Origin of the sequence: Vibrio sp. 10N.286.51.B11 (assembly GCF_041469245.1) — a bacterium.
In the GTDB taxonomy this organism is placed as follows: Bacteria; Pseudomonadota; Gammaproteobacteria; order Enterobacterales; family Vibrionaceae; genus Vibrio; species Vibrio crassostreae_C.
Genome location: NZ_JBFRKI010000026.1, coordinates 38,801 through 60,376, shown reverse-complemented (window position 1 = coordinate 60,376; position 21,576 = coordinate 38,801). Strand labels below are relative to the sequence as shown.

Sequence of the window (21,576 nt, the reverse complement as noted above, 5' to 3'; positions counted from 1 at the left end):
AAACAAATGACAGATAACAAAACCTTGCTCACAGAGAGCCCAACTCTCTACATTGTGCCAACCCCAATCGGAAATTTGGGAGATATCACTCAAAGAGCAATTGAAATTTTATCAAGTGTCGATGTTATTGCAGCCGAAGACACACGCCACACGGGTAAGCTGCTTGCTCACTTCAATATATCAACCAGAACGTTCGCTTTACATGATCATAATGAACAAACTAAAGCGCAAGTTCTAGTCGAAAGGTTATTAGAAGGTCAGTCTATCGCATTAGTCTCTGATGCGGGTACTCCTTTAATTAGTGACCCAGGTTACCATCTTGTCTCACAATGTCGTCAAGCGGGTGTGAGAGTTGTGCCACTTCCTGGTGCTTGTGCTGTGATTACCGCGTTGAGTGCGTCTGGTTTACCGTCAGATCGTTTCAGTTTTGAGGGCTTCTTGCCACCAAAGAGCAAAGGTCGTAAAGACAAGTTCTTAGAGATCGCAAAGGCAGAGCGCACATGCATCTTCTATGAATCACCACACCGTATTTCAGATTCTCTACAAGATATGCTCGAGATTCTTGGCCCTGACCGTGAGGTTGTATTGGCGCGTGAGCTAACCAAAACCTTCGAAACCATCCAAGGGCTGCCACTTGGTGAACTTATTGAGTGGATTGAAGAAGACGCGAACCGTAAGCGCGGTGAGATGGTGTTACTGATTCATGGTCATCGTGAAGAAGCGAGCACAGAACTGCCAGACGAAGCGACTCGTACTCTGGGTATCCTAACTAAAGAGTTACCTCTTAAAAAAGCGGCGGCAATGACAGCTGAAATCTACAATCTGAAAAAGAACGCGCTGTACAAGTGGGGCCTTGAGCACCTAGATGGTTAACGCTGAATAGATAAATAGCTGCTCAGTGTATAAGTCGCTAGAGTGCTATTTTAAAGCTTGTGAGGAATGAAGGTCGTCCCTTCATTCCTCTTTTTTTGTCTGGATTGTGTGAAATTCATGCGTTTACTTAGCGGTTTGCAGCATATTTGTGATCTCGCTAGACACTGCACTCTAATCTCTATACAATCCGCCCTCGGAGTTGAACGGGTAATCGCTGCTTTGCTGATGTCCTTCGGGAGACTGACGTTGAGGTCCTTCGGGAAACTGACGTTGAAGTCCTTCGGGAGACTGGCAGAGGGGAGGAACGTCCGGGCTCCATAGAGCAGGGTGCCAGATAACGTCTGGGGGGCGCGAGCCCACGACAAGTGCAGCAGAGAGAAGACCGCCGATGGCCTCATTTCTTCGGAAGGGGCACAGGTAAGGCTGAAAGGGTGCGGTAAGAGCGCACCGTGCGACTGGTAACAGTTCGTAGCAAGGTAAACTCCACCCGGAGCAAGATCAAATAGGCCCTCACATTGCGTTGCTCGCGTATGGGGGCGGGTAGATTGCTTGAGCCTGTGAGCGATTGCAGGCCTAGACGAATGGTTACCGCCGCGCAAGCGGAACAGAACCCGGCGTATGTGTCAACTCCACCTATATAAAGAACCCATCATTACTTAACGGTAGTGATGGGTTTTTTGCTTTATATTGACGTAAATTATTTAGATTTCCTTAAAATCCGTCACCTTGGTATGAGCTTGGGTCAAAAATTCCCAAAGCCTGTACACAATATGGTGGAGATACAGCGTGAAATCAGTACACTAAAACGTTAACAGAACAAATTATTGCCGAACTAATGGCTCAATCCACTCACTGAGAAGACTATGACAGAAGCATTCAAACATATTTCAGTATTGCTTAACGAATCTATTGACGGACTTGCGATCAAACCTGACGGTACCTACATCGATGGTACTTTTGGCCGTGGTGGTCACAGCCGTACAATCCTGTCTAAACTGGGCGAGAATGGACGACTATTTAGTATCGACCGCGATCCACAAGCGATTGCAGAAGCGCAAAAAATTGATGACCCTCGCTTTACTATCATCCACGGTCCTTTCTCAGGCATGGCTGAATACGCAGAGCGTTATGATTTAGTGGGTAAAGTAGACGGCGTTCTTCTGGATTTAGGTGTTTCTTCACCACAACTTGATGACGCTGAACGTGGCTTCAGTTTCATGAAAGATGGCCCACTAGATATGCGTATGGACCCAACTTCGGGTATCCCTGTATCTCAGTGGCTACTAGAAGCGGATCTTGATGACATCACTTGGGTGATTCGTGAGTTTGGTGAAGACAAGCACGCCCGTCGTATCGCAAAAGGCATCATTGCTTATCAAGAAAACGAAGAGAATGAGCCATTAACTCGTACTGGTCAGTTGGCTAAGCTTATCTCTGATGTCGCACCAAAAAGTTTCAAAGAGAAAAAGCACCCAGCAACACGTGCTTTCCAAGCCTTCCGTATCTACATTAACAGTGAACTGGAAGAGATCGATACGGCACTAAAAGGCGCAGCAAGCATTCTTGCTCCAGAAGGTCGCCTGTCTGTTATCAGCTTCCACTCACTTGAAGACCGCATGGTGAAGCGCTTTATTCGTAAAGAGAGCCAAGGCCCACAAGTGCCTCACGGTCTCCCTTTAACTGAAGAGCAGATCAAAGCACTAGGCAGTGCTGATCTTAAGCCGGTAGGCAAAGCGATAAAACCATCGAAAGGCGAAGTGGATGAGAACACTCGTTCACGTAGCTCAGTATTACGAATCGCAGAAAAGCTATAGTCAATGAAGACCTCCAAGCCTAACTTAGCCAAGATAATATTTTTTGATTTGATCTCCGTGGGTAAAGTCCCATTGGTGTTGCTTATCTGTATCTTCGCGAGCGCGATGGGGGTCGTTCTCACGACACACATGTCACGTCAGGCAATCACGCAAAAAGACATGGCATTGAGTGAGCGTGAACAGCTTGATAATGAATGGCGAAATTTAATGCTTGAAGAGACGGCTCTGGCTGAACATAGCCGCGTTCAAGCATCGGCAAAACGAGAGCTAGACATGAAACGTCCAGACTCCGACAAAGAAGTTGTGATCACACTGAAATGACCGGAAAAAAGGAAAAAGCCCCCGCGAAAGCCGTTAAGAAACCAACGAAAGAGCGAGTGAAGAGCGAAAAGGACTCGGATCCAATTCTGATTAAATGGCGTTTCAACGTCGTTATTGCTTTTGTGTTGGTTGCCTTTTCTGTACTAGTAGGTCGTGTGGCTTACATCCAAGTCATTGAACCAGATAACTTAATTCGTCAGGGCGACCTTCGTTCTGTACGTGTTAAGGCTATTCCTTCTGCCCGCGGTATTATTTCAGACCGCAATGGCGAACCACTTGCCGTCAGTGTGCCTGTTGAGGCGGTATGGGCTGACCCGAAAACCATCTTCGATAAAAATGGCATGGCCCAAATTGATCGTTGGTATGCGCTAGCTGATGTACTTGGCTTAGATCGACAATCGATGATCAACAAGATCTCCAGCGACAAATCTCGTCGTTTTATCTACCTACAAAGACAAGTTAGCCCAGCAATGGCGAAATACATCCGCGACTTAAAGCTGGTGGGTATTGGTCTTAAAGCAGAATCACGTCGTTATTACCCAGCCGGTGAAGTCAGCGCGCATCTTATTGGTGTGACCGGAATTGATGGACACGGCCTAGAAGGTGTCGAGCGCAGCTACGATAAGTGGCTCACGGGTGAAGCAGGTAAACGTACAATCCGTAAAGACCGTTACGGGCGAGTAGTTGAAAACATTGCACTAGAAGAGCGTGAAGAAGGTAAACCACTCGAATTGACCATCGATCAGCGCTTACAAGCCATCGCTTATCGAGCGATTAAACAGGCGGTAGCCGATCACAAGGCGACGTCTGGATCTGCCATCTTATTAGACGTAAAAACGGGTGCGGTTTTGGCCATGGTTAACGCACCGTCTTACAACCCAAACAATCGTGCTGATTTACAAAGCTTTAAGATGCGTAACCGCGTGATCACCGATGCTTTTGAGCCAGGTTCGACGGTTAAGCCGTTTGTTGTTCTTGCCGCTCTCGAAAATGGTACCGCGGATGCTGATACTGTAATTGATACGGGTAACGGCATCATGCAAATCGGTGGTAGCCGTGTACGTGATACTTCCAAAGTTGGTAAGGCAGACTTGGCGTTAATCCTTAAGAAGTCGAGTAACATCGGTGTGGCGAAGTTAGCACTGGATATGCCACTTGAAGCGCTACTGGGCATGTACAGTTCTGTTGGTCTTGGCGAGATGTCTGGGCTGAATCTAGTCGGTGAGACCGCGGGTATTTTCCCGAACCGTCGACGCTGGTCTAAGTTTGAAATCGCTACCTTATCCTTTGGTTATGGTCTAGCGATTACTCCGCTGCAATTGGCTCATGCCTATGCGACGTTAGCGAATCACGGTGTTTACGAACCTATCCATATCGTTAAAAGCAACGACCAAGATTTCTCAAAACAGATCATCAAGCGCGAAAATGCTGAACTGGTTTTGAACATGCTAGAAGGCGTAACCCAAAAGGGCGGTACAGCGACAAGAGCTGCCGTGCCGGGTTACCGAGTAGCAGCAAAAACAGGTACATCTAGAAAAGCGATTTCCGGTGGTTATGGAGACGAGTACTTCGCCTATACCGCAGGTGTTGCTCCAGTGAGTGACCCAAGAGTCTCTTTGGTTGTGATGATCAATGAACCTCAAGGTGACCTTTACTATGGTGGTTCAGTCGCAGCCCCCGTTTTTTCTGAAATCATGAAGGGTGCACTGCAAATAATGAACGTCCCTGCTGATGAAAATAAGTTTCAAGAATAGAGTTAATCAGGATTCAATATGAGTAATAGCCTCACGCTGTCATCTTTACTTTCTCCTTGGGGAGACTTTGGTTCACCTGAACTGGAGTCTATTGCTGTTGAGCAATTGGAGCTAGATAGCCGAGCCATCAAGGAAGGTGATATTTTTGTTGCCGTAGTCGGACATGCTGTTGATGGCCGTCGTTTTATCGACAAAGCGGTCGCACTGGGAACTCATGCTGTTATTGCACAGGCCGATGCTGAAAAGCCTCATGGTCTGATTGAATGGTTGGATACTGTCCCTGTTATTTACATTAACAACCTTAACTTGGTGCTATCTGAGTTAGCTGGTCGTGTTTACTCGTCTCAAGCGACTAAGTTGATTGGTGTTACCGGCACCAATGGCAAAACCACCATCACCCAGCTGATTGCTCAATGGCTTGATCTCGTCGGTCAACGCTCAGCGGTAATGGGCACGACAGGTAATGGTTTCTTAGACAATCTAAAAACCGCAGCGAACACCACAGGCAGTGCCATCGAAATACAGCGCACACTGAGTGAGTTAGCTGCAGAAAAAGCGGTTTATACCGCAATGGAAATATCTTCTCATGGTTTGGTACAAGGTCGAGTAAAGGCTTTGGACTTTGAGGTAGGTGTATTTACTAACTTGAGTCGTGATCATCTTGATTACCATGGCACGATGGAAGAGTACGCTCTGGCTAAGATGAGCTTGTTTACTCAACACAAATGCAAGCACGCAGTGATCAATGTGGATGACGAAGTGGGTAAAGCTTGGATGCCGGACTTATCCAATACTATTGCAGTCTCACTGTTACCGCTAATGGGCTATCAACAGTCGGTGTGGGCATCTGATGTCGCTTATGCAGAAACCGGTATCAAGCTCTCTTTCGATGGTAGCTGGGGGCAAGGGAAGCTTTCTGTTCCACTGATTGGTCAGTTCAACGCATCAAACGTACTGGTTGCTTTTGCTACTTTGCTTTCTTTGGGTATCGACAAGCAAATCTTAGTCGACACTGCGCCTCAGCTTCAACCTGTGATTGGCCGAATGGAGCTTTTCCAAGTTCCGAGCAAAGCCAAGGTGGTTGTCGATTATGCTCATACGCCCGATGCGTTAGAGAAAGCATTGGCAGCACTGCGCGTGCATTGCTCCGGTAAACTGTGGGCAATCTTTGGTTGTGGTGGAGATCGCGACACTGGTAAGCGCCCAATGATGTCTGCGACCGCAGAGCAGTTCGCCGATAAAATCATTATTTCAGATGATAACCCTCGCAGCGAAGAACCGGCACTGATTGTCAAAGACATGCTGGCTGGCTTAAGTAAACCTGAAGCTGCGTTTGTCGAACACGATCGCTATCAAGCCGTTAAGTTTGCGCTTGAGCAGGCAGGCAGCGATGACATTATTCTTCTGGCTGGTAAAGGCCATGAGGATTACCAAGTATTGAAAGATAAAACGGTACATTACTCAGACCGAGAGTCTGCGCTTCAACTTTTAGGTATTTCATAATGATTGATGTATCACTTGAGCAAATCTGCTCCGTGGTCAGTGGTGAGCTGATTGAAGCGGGCAACTCGAACAATAACGTAATCAATGCAGTTTCAACGGATACTCGTACCGTTGAAGAAGGCGCCTTGTTTGTCGCTATTGTTGGAGAGCGTTTCGACGCGCATGACTTTTGCCATCAAGCCGTTGAAGCAAACGCGAGTGCGTTATTAGTTCAACGAAAACTTGACCTAAATATTACTCAAGTTGTTGTTGAAGATACTAAACTTGCTTTAGGTCAGCTAAGTGCTTGGATCCACAAACAATGTAACGTGCCAACCATGGCGATAACAGGAAGCTGTGGCAAAACGACCGTCAAAGAGATGGTCGCGAGTATTCTACAACAACGTGGCAAGGTGCTGTTTACAGCAGGCAACTTCAATAATGATATTGGGGTACCGTTAACCCTGCTGCGTAGTGAGTCAAGCGACGACTACGCAGTGATCGAACTAGGCGCCAATCACATCGGTGAAATTGCATACACCACTCAGCTTGTTAAACCACAGGTTGCGTTGGTGAACAATGTCGCGGCGGCACACTTAGAAGGTTTTGGCTCTATCGATGGTGTGAAGCAAGCGAAAGGCGAAATTTTTCAGGGGCTTGCTGCTGGTGATACTGCTATTGTTAACCTAGAGAGCAATGGTGGTGACTTCTGGAAAGATGTCCTTGCAGACAAAAACGTACTGACCTTTTCTGAAAGCGACAGCACGGCAGATTATTTTGCTAAGCATATTCGCATTAATGAGCAGGGCGAAGCGTGCTTTGAGATGCAAACACCGCAAGGCGCTCTGCCGGTTGAGCTTGGCATTATCGGTCAGCATAACGTAGCGAATGCGTTGGCCTCAGCAGCGTTGAGCATTCAGTTTGGTGCCACGCTTGAAGAAGTAAAAAATGGTTTAGCGAATCTTATCTCTGTCAAAGGGCGAGTTGAGGTTCAACAATTAAGTCAGAATATCAAGCTGATAGATGACAGTTATAACGCCAGCGTACCCGCGATGAAGGCGGCAGCCAAACTGCTGTCGAGCTTCAAAGGTCAACGTTGGTTGATTTTAGGCAATATGGCTGAATTAGGCGACGAAAGCCTTGCACTTCACCGTCAAGTCGGTGAATATGCTGCCCCATTCGCTTTTGAGCATGTACTCACTTACGGTGATGATACCAAGGTGATTAGTGAGGTCTGTAATGGTACCCACTTCGCAACGCATCAAACGATGATCGCGCACATAGAGCAACACTTATGCTTGCCAGAAAACGCGTCACATACCTTGTTGGTAAAAGGCGCGAATAGTGCAGGAATGAGTAAAATAGCCGCTGCTTTAAAGGAGAACTTTTCATGATAATTTGGCTTGCAGAGCTACTACAGCCACACCTTTCTTTTTTCCGTTTGTTCGAATACTTATCGTTTCGTGCAATCGCGAGCATTTTGACGGCTTTATGTCTGTCGCTGTGGATGGGACCTCGTTTAATTGAGCGTCTGCAAATGCTGCAAATTGGCCAAGTTGTTCGTAATGACGGCCCAGAGTCTCACTTCAGTAAGCGTGGTACACCAACCATGGGTGGTGTAATGATACTTGCTGCGATCATTATTACAGTCTTGCTTTGGGCTGACTTATCAAACCCTTACGTTTGGGCAGTGCTTGTCGTTCTAGGCGGTTACGGTGCAGTTGGTTTTGTTGATGATTATCGTAAAGTTGTTCGTAAGAACACTGATGGTCTGATTGCTCGTTGGAAGTACTTCTGGCAGTCGGCTATTGCTTTGGTAGTAGCATTTGCTCTGTATGCTCATGGGCAAGACACGGCAGCAACACAATTGGTGGTGCCTTTCTTTAAAGATGTGATGCCACAACTTGGTTTACTGTACATTGTTCTAACTTACTTTGTTATTGTGGGTACCAGTAACGCAGTAAATCTAACTGATGGCCTAGATGGCTTGGCGATTATGCCAACGGTTATGGTTGCAGCGGGTTTTGCTGTTATCGCTTGGGCGACAGGTAACGTTAACTTTGCAGCATACCTACACATTCCATACATCCCATACACCTCTGAACTGGTTGTGGTATGTACTGCTATCGTTGGTGCAGGCCTTGGCTTCCTATGGTTTAACACTTACCCAGCACAAGTATTCATGGGCGATGTTGGCTCTCTAGCACTGGGTGGTGCGTTAGGTGTGATTGCGGTACTCGTTCGTCAAGAGTTGGTACTAGTGATCATGGGTGGTGTGTTTGTAATGGAGACCTTGTCAGTAATCCTGCAGGTGGGCTCTTACAAATTACGTGGCCAGCGTATTTTCCGTATGGCACCGATTCACCACCACTATGAGCTGAAAGGCTGGCCAGAACCGCGTGTTATCGTGCGCTTTTGGATCATCTCAATGGTATTGGTACTGATTGGCCTAGCGACACTGAAAGTTCGTTAATCCTATGCGAGCCTCTGTATTAGAGGCTCTTTAAAACTATTAAGAGCATCTTGTTTAAATGGAACGTTGGCAAAATATTCAAAATGTAGTGGTTGTGGGGCTCGGTATTACCGGGCTCTCTGTCGTTAAACATCTCGTGAAATATCAACCTCATACGCATGTGAAGGTCATTGATACGCGAGATCTACCGCCAGGAAAAGAATCTTTGCCTGAGTCGGTTGAGCTGCATTCTGGAAGCTGGAATAGCCAATGGTTAGCTGAGGCTGATCTGGTGGTTGCTAACCCAGGGATTGCTTTAGCGACACCTGAAATTCAAGATGTGCTTCAAGCGGGTACGCCTGTCGTTGGCGACATCGAGTTGTTTGGTTGGGCTGTAGATAAGCCTGTTGTGGCTATCACAGGTTCCAATGGTAAGAGTACTGTGACCGATCTAACGGGTGTGCTTGCTAAGGCTGCCGGTCTTAACGTTGGCGTTGGTGGCAATATCGGTATTCCTGCCTTAGACCTTCTTGAGCTTGATGCTGATTTGTATGTCCTTGAGCTTTCAAGCTTTCAATTAGAAACAACATCCAGTCTAAACCTTGCAGCGGCGGCCTTTTTGAACTTGTCAGAAGATCATATGGATCGCTATCAAGGCATGGCCGATTACCGTGACGCCAAGTTAAGAATCTTTAATAACGCGCAGTGTGCGACTGTTAATCGTGAAGACAAAGAGACTTACCCTGACCAGACAATGCCATTGTTGACTTTTGGCCTAGATAACCAAGAGTTTGGTGTATCAACGATTGATAGTACTGAGTGGTTGGTCGATCACGGTAAACCTGTCCTTGCTACCCAAGATTTAACATTGGTTGGACGTCACAATGTGGCGAATGCGTTAGTCTCACTTGCACTATTGAAGCAAGTTGGTATCGACTACAGCAAAAGTCTTGATGCTTTGAAGGCCTATAACGGTTTGACGCATCGTTGCCAAGTCGTGGCTGACAAGCGCGAAATCAAATGGGTTAATGACTCCAAAGCAACGAATGTAGCCAGCACATTGGCAGCCCTGTCTGGGTTGGAGTATCAAGGTACGTTATATCTTTTGGTTGGCGGCGTTGGTAAAGGTGCTGACTTTAGTGAGCTTGAACCAGTATTGGCGCAACTTGAGCGTGTTCAGCTGTGTTGTTTCGGTGAAGATGCAGATCAATTCATGCCTCTGCACCCATCGGCACAAAAGTTCGATACCATGCAGCAGATAATCGAATCTATCTCGCCACAGCTGGTGGCTGGAGATATGGTGATGCTGTCTCCGGCGTGCGCAAGCTTCGATCAATTTAATAATTTCATGGCAAGAGGTGATGCGTTCACTGAGCTTGCTCATGAGTATGCTTAACGTGTTGAAGGACTAACATTCAGTGCAAAGAGTCAAAGAGATTAATCAATCCATCTGGCAGTGGCTAAACCGTGCTACTCCCGAGGCGCTTTACGATCGTCAATTGGTGTGGATTGCTCTTGGGCTAATGCTGACAGGTTTGGTGATGGTGACGTCTGCTTCGTTCCCCATCAGTGCTCGTTTAACCGATCAGCCGTTTCACTTTATGTTCCGTCATGCCATCTTCCTTGTATTGGCGTTAGGTGTCTCTAGCGTCATATTGCAAATCCCGATGCAACGCTGGTTTCAATACAGTATGTATCTACTGGGCTTGTCCTTCTTCTTACTGATTGTGGTATTAGCCGTCGGTAAGTCGGTTAACGGCGCATCGCGTTGGATCCCATTAGGGCTATTTAACTTACAACCCGCTGAAGTCGCCAAGTTATCGCTGTTTATCTTTATGGCGGGCTACTTGGTTCGGAAGCAAGATGAAGTGAGAAAAACCTTCTTCGGTGGTTTTGGTAAACCGATCATGGTATTCGGCGCTTTTGCCGTGCTGCTGCTAGGCCAGCCCGATTTAGGTACTGTGGTCGTAATGCTAGTGACCCTGTTCGGCATGCTATTCATTGCTGGTGCCAAGCTTTCACAGTTTATCGCCTTGATGGTGGCAGGTATTGCCGCGGTCGTCGGTTTGATTGTTATAGAACCTTATCGTGTTCGACGTGTTACCTCATTCTGGGAACCTTGGAACGACCCGTTCGGCAGTGGTTACCAGTTAACTCAGTCATTGATGGCGTTTGGCCGTGGTGATTGGATGGGGCAAGGGCTCGGTAACTCAATTCAGAAACTCGAATACTTACCCGAAGCGCACACCGATTTTGTATTTGCTGTGTTGGCAGAAGAATTGGGTTTTGTTGGCGTGACCTTGGTCTTGATACTCATCTTTAGCTTGGTTTTTAAAGCCATTTTTATTGGCAAAAAAGCCTTTGAACACGATCAAGTGTTCAGCGGCTATCTGGCTTTTGGTATTGGTATTTGGTTTGCGTTTCAGACGCTTGTTAACGTAGGTGCTGCATCTGGCATCGTTCCGACCAAAGGTCTAACCCTACCGCTAATCAGTTATGGTGGTTCGAGTTTAATTGTTATGTCTGTGGCGGTATCAATGCTGCTGCGCATTGACCACGAATGCCGAATGCAACAAAAAGAACAAGCTGATAGTCAAAACGAATTAGTAGAATAAGAATCTAACGTGATGAAACAAAACAAAAAACTTTTAGTGATGGCTGGTGGTACTGGCGGTCACGTTTTCCCAGGGTTAGCAGTAGCGAAAAAGCTTCAGCAACAAGGTTGGGAAATTCGCTGGTTAGGCACAGCAGACAGAATGGAAGCGGATTTAGTGCCAAAGCATGGCATTGAAATCGACTTCATCAAAGTGAAAGGCCTGCGTGGTCAAGGCATTAGCAAGTTAATTAAAGCGCCGTTCCAGATTATTAATGCCATACTTCAAGCAAGACAACACATTAAAGCATGGCAGCCTGATGTGGTACTTGGCATGGGTGGTTACGTGAGTGGCCCGGGTGGTATCGCGGCATGGTTGTCTGGCATTCCAGTGGTTCTGCATGAACAAAATGCAGTGGCAGGTTTAACCAACCAATGGCTGTCTAAGATTGCTAAAAAGGTTTTCCAAGCTTTCCCTGGTGCTTTCCCTACCGCAGAAGTGGTGGGTAACCCAGTACGCGAAGATGTGGTTGCCTTAGCTGAACCCGAGCAACGCATGGCTGAGCGTGATGGTGACATCCGCATCTTGGTTATGGGCGGCAGTCAGGGCGCAAAAATCCTAAACGATACCTTGCCAGTAACGATGGCGCAGCTTGGTGAAGGCTTCACTGTGATGCACCAAGCGGGTAAGAACAATCAACAACAAGTTATTGAGCAATACAAATCACATTCTGTTGGTAATGTTCAAGTGACTGAATTTATTGATGATGTGGCGCAAGCTTATGAGTGGGCAGATCTATTAGTGTGTCGCTCAGGTGCATTAACCGTATCAGAAGTGTCTGCGGCAGGTGTCGGTTCTATCTTCGTTCCGTTTATGCACAAAGACAGACAACAAGCGTTGAATGCCGACCATTTAGTTGAATGTGGCGCAGCGTTAATGATTGAACAGCCTCAACTAACGGCTGATAAGCTAGCGAACACTATCGCGCAGCTTGATAGAAATGAATTAAAAATGATGGCAACAAAAGCTCGTCAAGCCGCCAAGCTTGATGCTGATGTGACCGTCGCTGAAGCGATTAAAGCTTTAGCAAAATAATGAGATTGAATTGATGACGATTGAACATACCCAAGACTTAGCGCAAATCCGTGCAATGGTGCCAGAGATGCGCCGTGTTAAATCTATCCACTTCATTGGTATTGGTGGTGCCGGAATGAGCGGGATTGCTGAAGTCTTGCTAAATGAAGGCTACCAGATCACGGGTTCTGATATTGCTCAAAACCCAGTGACTGATCGTTTAGTTAGCAAGGGTGCGACCGTTTATATCGGTCACCAAGCGAGTAACGTTGCCGACGCAAGTGTGGTGGTTGTTTCAACCGCTATCAACGAAGAAAACCCAGAAATTATTGCAGCTCGTGAAGCGCGCACACCGATCGTTCGTCGTGCAGAAATGCTGGCTGAGCTGATGCGTTTTCGTCACGGTATTGCTGTGGCAGGTACGCACGGTAAAACAACCACGACTGCGCTAGTGACACAGATTTACTCGGAAGCCGGCCTAGATCCAACCTTCGTAAACGGTGGTTTGGTTAAAAGTGCTGGCACTAACGCACGTTTAGGTTCAAGCCGTATTCTTATCGCTGAAGCCGATGAGAGTGATGCTTCATTTTTACATCTGCAACCTATGGTTAGTATCGTAACTAACATTGAAGCGGATCATATGGATACCTATGGCGGCGATTTCGAAACGCTAAAGCAGACATTTATCGATTTCCTACACAACCTGCCGTTCTACGGCCAGGCTGTGATGTGTGTAGATGATCCTGTTGTACGTGAACTTATCCCTCAGGTGAGCCGCCAGGTGATTACTTACGGTTTCTCTGAAGACGCAGATATTCGTATTGAAAACTACGTACAAGAAGGTCAACAAGGCAAGTTTACGGTTGTACGTGAAGGTAAAGCTAACTTAGATATCACGTTGAACATTCCAGGTCGCCACAACGCATTGAATGCATCGGCTGCGATTGCTGTTGCAACAGAAGATGACATCAGCGATGAAGCGATTCTCAAAGCGATGGCGGGAACGGAAGGCACGGGTCGCCGTTTCGATCACCTAGGTGAGTATGAAACAGGTAAAGGCGTTGCAATGCTGGTCGATGATTACGGTCATCACCCAACCGAAGTTGATGTGACGATTCAAGCTGCTCGTAGTGGCTGGACTGATAAACGTCTTGTTATGATCTTCCAACCGCACCGTTATAGCCGTACTCGCGATCTGTATGATGATTTCGCGAACGTTCTTGAGCAGGTTGATGTCCTAATTCTGTTAGATGTTTATTCTGCAGGTGAGAAACCTATTGCAGGGGCTGACGGACGTTCATTAAGTCGAACTATTCGTGGGCGTGGTAAGATAGACCCAATCTTTGTTGCCGATATCAACGCACTGCCATCGGCTTTAGCCAACGTAATTCAAGGCGGTGACCTTGTTTTAACGCAGGGTGCAGGCGATGTTGGTCGAGTAGCGAAGCAGTTGGAATCGTTACAGTTAGACATTAATAAAATGCAGAACGCGTAACAGAATACTGTCTACAGACTGTGGTCAATCGCTCACTTCTTGCGATTGACCTAAAATTGACCAAAAATCTTATTATCAACGTTTGATAGTTTGATTTTGCTCAGTATAATTCATAGGTTAAAGTAAGTGCTTTTACCTCTATTACGAAGATAGGGAATAGAATTGCGAACCAACGACAGGGAATGCGGGCTTTGGTAGAAAGTACTTTTAGCGAAAACCGCCACCTATTCAGTTTACCGTCGCTCAAGAAACACGCCTTAGGCGGGTCTTTTTTTGTCATGGTATTGCTATTCATTGGGTTTCTTTTCTATACCACACTAACTTGGATGTGGGACGATCAGCGATTGCCTCTCTCCAAAATAGTACTTCAAGGCGACTTAACTTACGTAACCGCTGGTGATGTTCAACATGCCTTTGGCGAGCTAGAGCATATTGGAACCTTCATGTCGCAAGACATCGGTGTGTTGCAAGACAGTTTAGAAGCGTTACCTTGGGTTTCAGTGGTCTCCATTCGTAAGCAGTGGCCAGACACAATAAAAGTATTTTTGACTGAGTACCATGCGGCAGCAATCTGGAACGGTAACATGCTGCTGAATGACGATGGTCAGGTGTTTAATGGTGATATCGGCCTGTTGAAGGGCGATAGAGTTAAGCTTTACGGCCCAGACGGCACCAGCCAAGAAGTGATAGAAAAGTGGCGACAGATAACCCCTTTGATTAACAGTCTAGGGTTAACCGTTACCTCTCTCGTTCTCAATGAGCGTCGCGCTTGGCAAATAATCCTAGATAACGGTATCCGTTTAGAACTAGGTAAAGATTCTTTAGATGAGCGTGTTGAACGCTTCATTTCGCTTTACAACGAACTTGGTAGTAAAGCGAATCAAGTGAGCTACATCGACCTCAGGTATGATACGGGAGCCGCTGTAGGCTGGTTTCCAGAGCAAGAGTTAGAAGAGAGCACAGATGACTAAGACCGCAGATGACAACATAATCGTTGGTCTTGATATAGGCACTGCGACCATATCAGCTCTGGTTGGTGAAATATTGCCTGATGGTCAAATCAATATCATTGGTTCTGGGCAAAGCCCATCCAGAGGTATGGATAAAGGTGGTGTAAACGACCTAGAGTCGGTAGTTAAGTCGGTTCAGCGAGCTATTGATCAAGCAGAGTTGATGGCGGAATGCCAAATCAGCAATGTATTTATCTCGCTATCGGGTAAACATATCGCAAGCCGAATTGAAAAAGGCATGGGCACTATCTCTGATGAAGAGGTGTCTCAAGACGATATGGATCGAGCGATCCATACCGCGAAATCAATTAAAATAGGTGATGAGCAGAGAATTCTGCACGTGATCCCACAAGAATTTACCATTGATTATCAAGAAGGGATTAAGAACCCACTTGGCTTATCTGGTGTTCGAATGGAAGTCAGTGTTCACCTAATTTCTTGCCATAGCGACATGGCGAGAAACATTATTAAAGCTGTTGAACGATGTGGTCTCACAGTAGAACAAATCGTGTTTTCAGGACTTGCCTCAAGCAATGCGGTAATTACTGAAGACGAGAGAGAGCTTGGAGTATGTGTTGTCGATATCGGTGCGGGTACAATGGATATTTCCATTTGGACTGGCGGCGCACTTCGACACACAGAAGTCTTTTCCTACGCAGGAAATGCAGTAACCAGTGATATTGCCTTCGCTTTCGGCACGCCAGTGAGCGATGCTGAAGAGATAAAAGTAAACCATGGTTGCGCTCTGAGTGAACTCGTAAGCAAGGATGACTCTGTTAACGTCCCAAGTGTTGGTGGTCGCCCATCGAGAAGTTTGCAACGACAAACTTTGTCGGAAGTGATTGAACCACGTTACACTGAACTTATGGGTCTCGTTAACCAAACTATTGATACGGTTCAATTACAGCTACGAGATGAAGGTATTAAACACCACCTTGCAGCTGGCGTCGTTCTCACTGGTGGAGCGGCACAAATTGACGGATTGGTAGAGTGTGCGGAACGTGTTTTCCGCAATCAAGTTCGAGTTGGTAAGCCGTTAGAAGTTAGTGGCTTAACTGACTATGTTAAAGAGCCGTATCATTCTACGGCGGTTGGTTTACTTCATTACGCAAGAGATTGTCAGATCAGTGATGAAGGTGATTACAGCGAACCTAAGCGTTCAGCACCTTCTATGTCTGGTTTATTTGGCAAATTGCGTAATTGGATACAAAAAGAGTTTTAACCTGAGTTGCAGGAAAAAACGGAGATAACACATGTTTGAACCGATGATGGAAATGTCTGACGATGCAGTAATTAAAGTCGTTGGAGTTGGTGGCGGTGGCGGTAACGCTGTTGAGCACATGGTACGTGAATCAATCGAAGGCGTAGAATTCATCAGTGTTAACACTGATGCACAAGCACTTCGTAAAACAAGCGTGAGCAGCGTGATCCAAATTGGTGGTGATATCACTAAAGGTTTGGGCGCTGGTGCAAACCCACAAGTAGGCCGTGATGCAGCTCTCGAAGATCGAGAAAGAATTAAAGAAGTTCTAACTGGCGCAGATATGGTATTTATCGCAGCTGGTATGGGCGGTGGTACTGGTACAGGTGCTGCTCCAGTTATTGCTGAAGTTGCGAAAGAGTTGGGTGTGCTAACGGTTGCTGTTGTAACTAAGCCATTTAGCTTTGAAGGCAAAAAACGTTTAGCGTTTGCTGAGCAAGGTATTGAAGAGCTTTCTAAACATGTGGATTCTTTAATTACGATTCCAAATGAGAAGCTACTTAAAGTACTTGGCCGCGGCGTAACTCTGCTAGAAGCTTTCGCAAGTGCCAATGATGTACTTAAAAACGCTGTACAAGGTATCGCTGAGCTAATTACTCGCCCTGGTATGATTAACGTCGATTTCGCGGATGTTCGCACCGTAATGTCTGAGATGGGTCATGCAATGATGGGTAGCGGTATCGCAAAAGGTGAAGACCGTGCTGAAGAAGCTGCTGAAACGGCAATTTCTAGCCCACTACTAGAAGACATCGACCTAGCTGGCGCACGTGGCGTTCTTGTGAACATCACAGCAGGCCTAGATATGCGTCTAGATGAATTCGAAACAGTAGGTAATACAGTTAAGGCATTCGCATCTGATAACGCAACAGTTGTGATTGGTACTTCTCTAGACCCTGATATGACGGATGAAATCCGTGTAACTGTTGTAGCAACAGGTATCGGCACAGAGAAAAAACCAGACATTACATTAGTTGCTGGTGGTAAAGCTAAGGTTGCACCAACTCCTCAACCACAGGTAGCGGCTCAAACTGCACCAAAAGTGGAAGAGAAAGTGGCACAACCATTGCAAGAAAAAACTGAGGTTAAACCTCAAGTTAAGCCGCAACCAACAACGTCACCTGTTTCTTCAGGTACAGGCGCTAGCCAAAGTGCAGCACCTAAGGCTGAGAAAGAGAGTGGATACTTAGATATTCCAGCATTCTTACGACGTCAGGCTGATTAACAAATACCCAAAATTTGACTATCGTCGAATTAATGGTAAAATTCGCGGTCGGTAAATACTGACCGTGATTTGTAGCACTGATAACGAGGCAAGCAGATGATCAGACAACGTACTCTGAAAGAAATTGTGAAAACAACTGGTGTGGGTCTCCACTCTGGTCGTAAAGTCACACTTACTCTTCGCCCGGCAGCTGCAAATACAGGTATTGTTTATCGTCGTACAGATGTAAATCCACCTGTAGATTTCCCAGCTGATCCAGCGTCAGTTCGTGACACTATGCTATGTACAGCTCTTGTTAATGACGAAGGCGTACGTATCTCTACAGTGGAACACCTTAACGCAGCTTTAGCGGGTATGGGCATCGACAACATTATTGTTGAAGTAGATGCTCCTGAAATCCCAATTATGGATGGTAGCGCAAGCCCATTCGTATACTTGCTACAGCAAGCGGGTGTAGAAACACTGAATGCAGCGAAGCGTTTTATTCGTATCAAAAAGCCTATCCGTTTTGAAGATGGCGATAAGTGGGCAGAGTTTGTTCCATTTAACGGCTTCCGTATGGACTTTGAGATCGACTTTAACCACCCAGCAATTGAATCTGATGAGCAACGTTTGTTGTTTGATTTCTCTTCACAAGGTTTTGTGAAAGAAATCTCTCGCGCTCGTACTTTCGGCTTCATGCGCGACATTGAGTATCTACAATCTCAAAACCTAGTACTTGGTGGTAGCTTTGATAATGCTATCGTACTTGACGAATACCGAATTCTTAATGAAGAGGGTCTACGTTTTGACAATGAGTTCGTAACTCATAAAGTACTAGATGCGATTGGTGACTTGTACATGTGTGGACACGCTATTATTGGTGAGTTTCGTGCATACAAATCAGGTCACGGCCTAAACAACCAACTACTACGTGCAGTACTTGCTGACGCAGAAGCTTGGGAATGGGCAACATTCGAAGAAGAAGTAGGCTCTCCTGTTGCATTTGCTGAACCAGGAATGGTTCTAGCGTAATTGTTGTTTACAGCAATATAAGATTTCGAAAACCAGGTCATTGACCTGGTTTTTTTGTATCTATTTTCCAGATACAGTGTCGTCAACATCCGAAAGTTGTCTCCCAATGAGCTGCAGTCTGGCTAATCCATCAGCAATTAGAAAGAAAAGTTCCAAGCACATCAAACAAATGGGGTTATAAATGGTTGTTGGTGTGAAAATTACTTACACTAAAGGGCATTAATTTTAACTCAAGCCTTGAAAACTCTACTCTCAAGTACAATATCAAAGATACTAGATTTATCTCAGTATCCTTGGTTAGTAACTGAAGACTAGTTCATAGCTAGTAGAGACACTGACGGCATTTAAAATAGATCGCGGACGATCTGAGAACGAAGAGATTCCAAGCACATGATTACTAAGCTGCTGACAAAGGTAATTGGCAGTCGCAATGACAGAACACTGCGCCGCCTTAGAAAAATTGTAAAAGAAATTAATAACTTCGAACCAACGTTTGAAGCACTTTCAGACGAAGAACTAAAAGCAAAAACGGTTGAATTTCGTGAGCGCTTAGATAAAGGTGAATCGCTAGACCAACTTCTACCTGAAGCATTTGCTACGGTACGTGAAGCGTCTAAGCGTGTTTACGGCATGCGTCACTTTGACGTGCAAATGATTGGTGGCATGGTTCTAAATGCTGGCCAAATTGCAGAAATGCGTACTGGTGAAGGTAAGACTCTTACAGCAACCCTACCAGCTTATCTTAACGCCCTACCTAGCAAAGGTGTTCACGTAGTAACGGTGAACGACTACCTAGCGAAGCGTGATGCGGAAACAAACCGCCCATTATTTGAATTCCTTGGTATGACTGTTGGCGTAAACGTGCCAAACATGGCTCCACCAGAGAAGAAAGAAGCGTACCAAGCGGATATCCTATACGGAACAAACAACGAGTTTGGCTTCGATTACCTACGTGACAACATGGCTTTCCGTGCTGAAGATCGTGTTCAACGTGAGCGCTTCTTTGCTGTTGTCGATGAGGTTGACTCAATCTTAATCGATGAAGCTCGTACTCCACTTATTATCTCTGGCCCAGCTGAAGATAGTTCAGATCTTTACACGCGTATTAACACGTTGATCCCTAACCTTGAGCGCCAAGATAAAGAAGATTCTGAAGAGTACCGTGGTGAAGGTCACTACACCATGGACGAGAAATCGAAACAGGTTCACCTGACTGAAAACGGTCAAGAATTTGTAGAAGAGCTAATGGTCAAAAACGGCCTGATGGAAGAGGGTGACACGCTTTACTCTCCAACTAATATCAGCCTATTGCACCATGTTAATGCAGCGCTGCGTGCACACGTACTGTTTGAGAAAGACGTCGACTACATCGTTACTGAAGAAGGCGAAGTGGTTATCGTTGATGAACATACTGGTCGTACTATGCCAGGTCGTCGTTGGTCTGAAGGTTTACACCAAGCTGTTGAAGCTAAAGAAGGTGTGAAGATTCAGAATGAAAACCAGACGCTAGCATCGATTACATTCCAGAACTTCTTCCGTCTATACGAAAAACTGTCAGGTATGACAGGTACAGCCGATACAGAAGCTTTCGAATTTCAGTCTATCTACGGCCTAGAAACAGTGGTTATCCCAACCAACAAGCCTATGGTTCGTAACGATATGCCAGATGTGGTTTATCGTACCGAAGAAGACAAGTTCAATGCGATCATTGAAGACATCAAAGACCGTGTAGCTGCTGGTCAGCCATCATTGGTTGGTACGGTTTCTATCGAGAAGTCTGAACTACTGTCTAACGCACTGAAAAAAGCAAAAATTAAGCACAGCGTTCTAAATGCTAAATTCCACGAAATGGAAGCAGAGATCGTTGCACAAGCTGGTATGCCGAGTGCGGTAACTATCGCAACTAACATGGCTGGTCGTGGTACCGATATCGTATTAGGTGGTAGCTGGCAGGCACAAGTTGAGAAGCTAGAGAATCCAACCAAAGAGCAGATCGAGAAGATCAAAGCTGACTGGAGAGTAATCCACGATAAAGTGCTTGAGTCAGGTGGTCTGCACATCATTGGTACTGAGCGTCATGAATCTCGCCGTATCGACAACCAGCTACGTGGTCGTTCTGGTCGTCAAGGTGATGCGGGTTCTTCTCGTTTCTACCTATCAATGGAAGATTCTCTGCTACGTATCTTCACATCGGATCGTATGGCTGGTCTTATCCAAAGTGGTATGGACGAAGGCGAAGCGATCGAATCTAAGATGCTTTCTCGCTCAATTGAAAAAGCACAACGTAAAGTTGAAGGTCGTAACTTCGATATTCGTAAGCAGCTTCTTGAGTACGATGATGTAGCCAATGACCAACGTAAAGTGGTTTATGAGCTTCGTGATGAACTGATGAGCTCTGACGATATCAGCGAGATGATCGAACACAACCGTGAAGATGTATTGGCATCAGTGATTGATGAATACATCGCACCTCAGTCTCTTGAAGATATGTGGGATATCGCGGGTCTGCAAGATCGTCTGAAGAATGACTTCGATCTAGACTTTGATATTCAAGGTTGGTTAGACGAAGACGACAAGCTTTATGAAGAAGCATTGCGTGAGCGTATTCTTGCTATGGCGGTTGATTCGTACAAACAGAAAGAAGAAGTGGTTGGTGCTCAAGTACTGCGTAACTTCGAGAAATCTGTGATGTTACAAACGCTAGACGGCCTTTGGAAAGAGCACTTGGCTGCGATGGATCACCTTCGTCAAGGTATCCACTTACGTGGTTATGCTCAGAAGAACCCGAAACAAGAGTACAAGCGCGAGTCGTTTGAACTGTTTGAAGGCCTACTAGATGTACTGAAAACAGACGTTGTTACCATCCTTTCTAAAGTGCGCGTTCAGCAACAAGAAGAAGTTGAAAAGATGGAAGCTCAACGTCAAGCTCAAGCTGAAGAAGCGGCGCGTCGTGCACAAGCGCAACATGCAACAGCTGAAAACCAGCTAGCTGACGATGAAGCTGAAGCGGCATCTCCACAAACGGTAGTGCGTGACGAGCGTAAAGTTGGCCGTAACGAGCCATGCCCATGTGGTAGCGGTAAGAAGTACAAGCAGTGTCACGGTAAAATCGCGTAAGTTTAATGAATCGTTGCTGTAGCGCATGATAGCTGCGTTGGTGGTACTCACTTACAGTCGTAAGCTCCGTGCCACCGCCTTGCTCTCATACAC

At 46.1% G+C, this 21,576-nt stretch carries 16 protein-coding genes and 1 other RNA gene; all 17 read left to right on the top strand.

Translation table 11 applies throughout. The features are described 5' to 3' along the window. Positions 1-6: 6 nt before the first annotated feature. Positions 7-873, top strand: coding sequence for a 16S rRNA (cytidine(1402)-2'-O)-methyltransferase (gene rsmI, locus AB4154_RS13565; protein ID WP_086714228.1), 867 nt, complete (start codon positions 7-9; stop codon positions 871-873). A gap of 195 nt (positions 874-1,068) precedes the next feature. Further along, positions 1,069-1,508, top strand: an RNA gene (gene rnpB / locus AB4154_RS13560) — RNase P RNA component class A. A 228-nt stretch (positions 1,509-1,736) separates the two neighbouring features. Continuing rightward, entirely contained in the window at positions 1,737-2,687 is a 951-nt protein-coding gene (gene rsmH / locus AB4154_RS13555) for a 16S rRNA (cytosine(1402)-N(4))-methyltransferase RsmH (RefSeq protein ID WP_008223680.1), read from the top strand. A gap of 3 nt (positions 2,688-2,690) precedes the next feature. After that, complete coding sequence (gene ftsL, locus AB4154_RS13550; protein WP_017062901.1) at positions 2,691-3,008, top strand: cell division protein FtsL; 318 nt, start codon at positions 2,691-2,693, stop codon at positions 3,006-3,008. Beyond that, entirely contained in the window at positions 3,005-4,762 is a 1,758-nt protein-coding gene (locus AB4154_RS13545; RefSeq protein ID WP_372123305.1) for a penicillin-binding transpeptidase domain-containing protein, read from the top strand. The genes ftsL and AB4154_RS13545 overlap by 4 nt, the downstream gene beginning before the upstream one ends. A gap of 18 nt (positions 4,763-4,780) precedes the next feature. After that, positions 4,781-6,265, top strand: a complete 1,485-nt coding sequence (gene murE, locus AB4154_RS13540) for a UDP-N-acetylmuramoyl-L-alanyl-D-glutamate--2,6-diaminopimelate ligase (protein WP_372123304.1) — start codon at positions 4,781-4,783, stop codon at positions 6,263-6,265. Beyond that, positions 6,265-7,638, top strand: a complete 1,374-nt coding sequence (murF, locus tag AB4154_RS13535; RefSeq protein ID WP_372123303.1) for a UDP-N-acetylmuramoyl-tripeptide--D-alanyl-D-alanine ligase — start codon at positions 6,265-6,267, stop codon at positions 7,636-7,638. Before murE ends, murF begins: the two co-directional genes overlap by 1 nt. Then, the gene (gene mraY / locus AB4154_RS13530) at positions 7,635-8,717 is read left to right on the top strand and encodes a phospho-N-acetylmuramoyl-pentapeptide-transferase (RefSeq protein ID WP_372123300.1); all 1,083 of its coding nucleotides are present in this window, start codon (positions 7,635-7,637) and stop codon (positions 8,715-8,717) included. The genes murF and mraY overlap by 4 nt, the downstream gene beginning before the upstream one ends. A 58-nt stretch (positions 8,718-8,775) precedes the next feature. Beyond that, entirely contained in the window at positions 8,776-10,092 is a 1,317-nt protein-coding gene (gene murD / locus AB4154_RS13525; protein ID WP_372123298.1) for a UDP-N-acetylmuramoyl-L-alanine--D-glutamate ligase, read from the top strand. 22 nt (positions 10,093-10,114) lie between these two features. Further along, positions 10,115-11,311: a cell division protein FtsW gene (gene ftsW / locus AB4154_RS13520; protein WP_017059286.1), complete on the top strand. Its 1,197-nt coding sequence runs from the start codon at positions 10,115-10,117 to the stop codon at positions 11,309-11,311. Positions 11,312-11,323: 12 nt separating this feature from the next. Further along, positions 11,324-12,385: an undecaprenyldiphospho-muramoylpentapeptide beta-N-acetylglucosaminyltransferase gene (gene murG, locus AB4154_RS13515; RefSeq protein ID WP_017062898.1), complete on the top strand. Its 1,062-nt coding sequence runs from the start codon at positions 11,324-11,326 to the stop codon at positions 12,383-12,385. A 13-nt stretch (positions 12,386-12,398) separates the two neighbouring features. Then, entirely contained in the window at positions 12,399-13,859 is a 1,461-nt protein-coding gene (gene murC / locus AB4154_RS13510) for a UDP-N-acetylmuramate--L-alanine ligase (RefSeq protein ID WP_017059288.1), read from the top strand. 278 nt (positions 13,860-14,137) lie between these two features. Further along, positions 14,138-14,830 carry a cell division protein FtsQ/DivIB gene (locus AB4154_RS13505; protein WP_017629344.1) on the top strand — a complete coding sequence of 231 codons (693 nt, stop codon included), beginning with the start codon at positions 14,138-14,140 and terminating at the stop codon, positions 14,828-14,830. Then, a complete protein-coding gene (gene ftsA, locus AB4154_RS13500; protein WP_010434747.1) occupies positions 14,823-16,091 on the top strand; it encodes a cell division protein FtsA in 1,269 nt (422 codons plus the stop codon). Before AB4154_RS13505 ends, ftsA begins: the two co-directional genes overlap by 8 nt. A 31-nt stretch (positions 16,092-16,122) precedes the next feature. Further along, on the top strand, positions 16,123-17,352 hold the full coding sequence (gene ftsZ / locus AB4154_RS13495) for a cell division protein FtsZ (RefSeq protein ID WP_017059291.1): 1,230 nt from the start codon (positions 16,123-16,125) through the stop codon (positions 17,350-17,352). A gap of 96 nt (positions 17,353-17,448) precedes the next feature. After that, a complete protein-coding gene (gene lpxC, locus AB4154_RS13490) occupies positions 17,449-18,366 on the top strand; it encodes a UDP-3-O-acyl-N-acetylglucosamine deacetylase (protein ID WP_010434751.1) in 918 nt (305 codons plus the stop codon). 390 nt (positions 18,367-18,756) lie between these two features. Further along, positions 18,757-21,483, top strand: a complete 2,727-nt coding sequence (gene secA, locus AB4154_RS13485) for a preprotein translocase subunit SecA (protein WP_017059292.1) — start codon at positions 18,757-18,759, stop codon at positions 21,481-21,483. Positions 21,484-21,576: the final 93 nt, after the last annotated feature.